Below are 4,273 nucleotides of genomic sequence, written 5' to 3' on the forward strand. Positions count from 1 at the left end.
TCATCGTGGTGATGTCCTTTCAAGAGTGCTGTGGAAGGTTCACTCGAAGGCTCCCACGGTGACCGCGTCCGTGAAGGGGACGGTGTTGGCGACCGGGGAGGGTTACACCACTATCAGGGACTCAACTCCGGTTGAACCCGCCCAGTTCCGCTCGGCCCTATTCCAGGACGCCCTCACCACCCACGGGCTGATCGGGTCCATGGGTCAGGTCGGTGCTGCCGGGGACAACGCGGCTATGGAGTCCTTCTTCGCGTTGCTGCAGAAGAACGTGCTGGACCGACGCGACTGGGACACCCGGGACGAGCTGCGGGCCGGGATCATCACCTGGATCGAGCGAACCTACCACCGCCGCCGCCGGCAGGTGCGCCTGGGCCGATTGACGCCGGTCGAGTACGAGTTGATCATGGACCACACGCCCGCAGACGCGGCGTGAAGACGACTGTCACCTACACGTGCACCAGTCCCTCCTTCCTCTGGTGTACAGCCGGCCATCGGGTGAGAATCCAAACATCACCGGCGTGCGCAGGCAGAGGAGACCCACATGAGCCAAGAGCAACCACCACCCCGGCATCGTCTCCATGAACCCCAGCAGATCAAGCAGGCCTTGTTCTCAGACCCTGCTGACGACGCCCCAGCCACCTATCTCTGGTCCAAACCAAAGAGAGGCCGTTGCCGACGCTGTCGACTGCCGATCATCTGGATTTACACCGAACGCGAAGCACCCTGGCCCTTCCAGCCGGAAGAGTACGAGAGCGCTGGATTGCCCCCTAAGGCTCAGTGGCGCCTTCCTCGACGTCGGAAGATCATCGCCATCCAACGCCCCGCAGAACGCCCCACCGACAAGGTGCTCATCCCACACACGCATGTCTGCCCCTTCGATGAGGACTCAGACTCTCCGGCCTTGCTCCGCATCCAGAACGAGCTGCGTGCCAGCCTCGAGGAAAGCGACACGGAGGAGAAGCTCTCCTGAACAAGCAGAATCCCCACTTGGTGGACAACACGGAGCTCACGCTCTGCCACACGGAGGAGGAGCCATCACCAGCTCCCGCCCTGGCCAACGCGATATGTACGCCTAGGCCCGAGGGATTGCAGTACCGCACTAACGCATCACCGCGTGCGGCACTGCGTTAGTGCGGGTTATCCTGCCCTCATGGCACCAGCTCCTGTCACCATCGCGTTCATCGCCTCCAAGGGAGGCGTGGGCAAGACCATGGGAACCATCTGCCTCGCCGCCGCCCTGACCCACACCGGCCACAGCGTCGAAGTCCTCGACGCCGATCCCCAGGGCTCGGCCAGCGAGTGGCTGGAGATCGCAGCCGAAGAACGCCCCACAGGCTCGCCCATCCCCTTCACCTACCGGGCCGTGAACCTCTCCGACCTCAAACGGCTGCGCCCGAGCACGGACTTCGTCGTGATCGACACCCCACCGGGCACCCCCGACGTCCAGTCCGCCGCTGCCGCAGCGGCCGACCTGGTCATCATCCCCACCACTCCCAGCGCCGACGACATCGCCCGCACCTGGGCCACCGTCGACGCCCTGGGCCCCACCGTGCGCCTGGTGGCCCTGCTGAACCAGGCCAACCCCCGCACCAAGCTCTTCACCCAGGTCGTGGACCTGCTGGCCGCCGAGAACGTCCCGCAGCTGGCCACCACGATCCCCACCCGCGAGAGCTTCAAGCACACCCACGGCACCTACCCCACCCGTACCGCGCTCGGCCCCTGGCTCCAGGTCGCCGAGGAGATCCAGGAGATGACCCGCCCGTGAGCACCAAGCCCACCCCCGGCGCCGCCCGCGGACGCCGCACCACCACCCCGGCCACCCCCACCGACGGCCCGGACATGACCCTGGCCTACGCCGCCCACGCCCAGGCAGCCGCCGAGCCCATCAAGGCCACCTCCATCCGCCTACCCGAACGCCTGCACAAGCACCTGCGCCGGCACAGCGTCGAGGTCGGGGTGCCCATGTCCCAACTGATCATCCAGGCCATCGAAGCCAAGTACCCCGAAGACTGACCGCAATACCGCAGTGCCGCGCGCATGAATGAGGTAGTGCGGTACTGCGTTAGAGACGCCTCTTCCCATGTCTGACTAAGAGCGATACGCACTGAGTAGCTGCCGGTTGACCATCCAGGAGCCGGGGGATACTGAAAGGCCTCCATCCCTCAATCGACCAAGTCAGGGGAGGTCTCTGGACGGGAGAACAGATAGTTCACTCAGCCGCGCGGCGCAAGAACGAACTCGCCACAACGGACCGAACGCAAGCAGACGGAGTGAGCATCGAGGGGATGTGCAGTGGACCACGGAGAAGACCGCTTCCCGCTGGGATACCCCACCACATACTTCATCCTCCAGGTCAGCTAAGCCCGACCCCGGCGGGGAACGTCCACCTCCCCTCCTGTTGCTGCCACCGCATGACAGGGGGCCTCGCCTGCAACTTGTGTGATGTACAGCACGCAGATAGGCTTCGATGCGTCAGATGACAAGCTGAATATTGGAGGGGATTATTTTCGATCGACGTCAAGCCATGCGTGGTCTTTCGGGAGCGTTGGTTTCTGGGGGTCTGATTGCAGTCGCTGCGCCGACTTTGGCGGGCGCCGGGCAGCCGATTGGACGGCCGCCTCATGCTGGGCGACGGCCGCCTCAGTCGGCGTGGCGCAAGCCGCAGTCCTCCTACACGGAAGATGAGCAGCTCGACATGATTCTGAGGGCGCTGGATTCGATGCCTGAAGAGCTTAAGCGAGCTGATCCTCACACATACCCGGGATACAGCGAGAAAATCGCGCCTTACCTTGAAGGCCTCACGACAATTCAGACTCCAGTGGATTCATCTGGCGACGCTGAGGCAAGTCCAGCGTTTAATGTTTTTGGATGCTCGCTGGCGCTTGGCAATTTCGTCGTTCAGTTCGGGTTCCCCGTATTCAAGATCATTGCTTGGATTAAGAAGGCGCGGAGCCTTTGGGGCGGAGTTAGCGGCATTTGGCGTGCAATTCGTTCCGGTCAGGCTGCCGCTGAGATCGGTGAGGATGCCGTGAATGTTCTCTCCGAACTCCTGGGGGTTCCCGGGCTTGTGGAGGCTTGCCTGAGCTGATGTCAGGGCTAATCCCAAACAGGGGGAGGGGTTCCTTTCCGAAGGAAGGGGGCCCCTCCCATGTCGTTCCTATTTCCTTGGCCGTAGGGGGACACTTGTCTACTGCGGCGCTACTGTCCCCGGTGGTCTGGTTGTTTTGGTGGCTGTTGAGCAAGCTCCTCTCCAGCCCTTTGAGCGGATCTCTTTCCCTTGCCCTCACTGCTGCTGCTGTAGTGGTTAGTTCTATTGTCGTGACTTTGTGTGAGCGGCCCTTTACTGTTTCTGCTGGTCACTCAGACCCAGGCGGGTGGGGCTATGCAATTTGGGGGTTCGTTATTCCCCCACTTGTGGGGGCAATGGTGGGGTGGTTCGTTTCTCCGGGTCACGCTGCGTGCGGAGCTATCGCGATGTTCACAGTCTTTGGGACTGAAGCATTGTTATTAAAGACGTGGCGGCCCGGTATGAGTGATGAGGAAATTCGGCAAGCTTGGAGCAAGGCCAAGAAAATGACGGAGGAAATGGCCGCTGAAGATCGAATCGAGAGGGGATGGCTGACGCCGCCCAGGAAGTGGAATGATCAGTAGGTTCAGTGTGTCCCATGCCCATTTTGACAGCGATGTCAGCGCTATAACCGCACCACCGCGCTACCGCAGCACCGCACGGGTGAATGCGGTACTGCGGTACTGCGTTAGTTGCACTACTTCCCCGGTCTGACCACGGGTGATGTGTGCTGGGCGCTGCCGATGGGTCGCGCGTGGACCGGGCGGAAGTGAAATCCCCTTGCCCCCTATTGACCAAGACAAGGGCGGGGTGACCATACCCGGACAGGAGAACAGGCGGCTCACTCACCGTCGCGGCCCTCGAAGAAGAACACCGCGACGGGTCTCACCCTACGGAGAAGAACCGGCCCGGACCACGGGTATCCACAGGGCGTGGGCCGTTCAGGGCTGGCCGGTCTCGGTGGTGTTGAGGGCCTTGTAGATCGTGGTCCGGGAGACTCCGAACGCGCGGGTCACCACGGCCTGGACCGCGGCGGTCTTCTCCTGGTCTAGCTTTGTCACAGGCTGACCCCGTCCAGGCGGGTATACCCACTAGGCGCATGTGTCAGAGCCAGTTGGGTGCTGCTGGACAGAGGTGCCAGGGTGCGATCTTGCTTGACAGGGTTGCCCATCATCGCGCTCGACGGATTCGTCGATCCGGCCTTCT

At 62.5% G+C, this 4,273-nt stretch carries 5 protein-coding genes; all 5 read left to right on the forward strand.

Features of this window, described 5'->3' with window-relative positions; genetic code table 11:
• On the forward strand, nt 1-433 hold a 433-nt coding region (locus D8M29_RS09290; RefSeq protein ID WP_238692790.1), incomplete at its 5' end, for an IS3 family transposase.
• Nucleotides 434-541: 108 nt separating this feature from the next.
• Nucleotides 542-970, forward strand: coding sequence for a DUF6083 domain-containing protein (locus tag D8M29_RS09295; RefSeq protein ID WP_127435416.1), 429 nt, complete (start codon nt 542-544; stop codon nt 968-970).
• A 180-nt stretch (nt 971-1,150) separates the two neighbouring features.
• Nucleotides 1,151-1,765, forward strand: coding sequence for a ParA family protein (locus tag D8M29_RS13970; RefSeq protein WP_065423796.1), 615 nt, complete (start codon nt 1,151-1,153; stop codon nt 1,763-1,765).
• Complete coding sequence (locus D8M29_RS13535) at nt 1,762-2,013, forward strand: hypothetical protein (protein ID WP_049147591.1); 252 nt, start codon at nt 1,762-1,764, stop codon at nt 2,011-2,013. The genes D8M29_RS13970 and D8M29_RS13535 overlap by 4 nt, the downstream gene beginning before the upstream one ends.
• A gap of 706 nt (nt 2,014-2,719) precedes the next feature.
• Nucleotides 2,720-3,088 carry a hypothetical protein gene (locus D8M29_RS09305; protein ID WP_127435415.1) on the forward strand — a complete coding sequence of 123 codons (369 nt, stop codon included), beginning with the start codon at nt 2,720-2,722 and terminating at the stop codon, nt 3,086-3,088.
• Nucleotides 3,089-4,273 lie beyond the last annotated feature (1,185 nt).

This window comes from Micrococcus sp. HSID17227, from assembly GCF_003989405.1.
Taxonomy (GTDB): Bacteria; Actinomycetota; Actinomycetes; order Actinomycetales; family Micrococcaceae; genus Micrococcus; species Micrococcus luteus.

What these genes read in the sequence shown, in the direction of transcription:
- D8M29_RS09295 (WP_127435416.1), top strand. Translation starts at nt 542, where the DNA reads ATGAGCCAAGAGCAACCACCACCCCGGCATCGTCTCCATGAACCCCAG.
- D8M29_RS13970 (WP_065423796.1), top strand. Translation starts at nt 1,151, where the DNA reads ATGGCACCAGCTCCTGTCACCATCGCGTTCATCGCCTCCAAGGGAGGC.
- D8M29_RS09305 (WP_127435415.1), top strand. Translation starts at nt 2,720, where the DNA reads ATGCCTGAAGAGCTTAAGCGAGCTGATCCTCACACATACCCGGGATAC.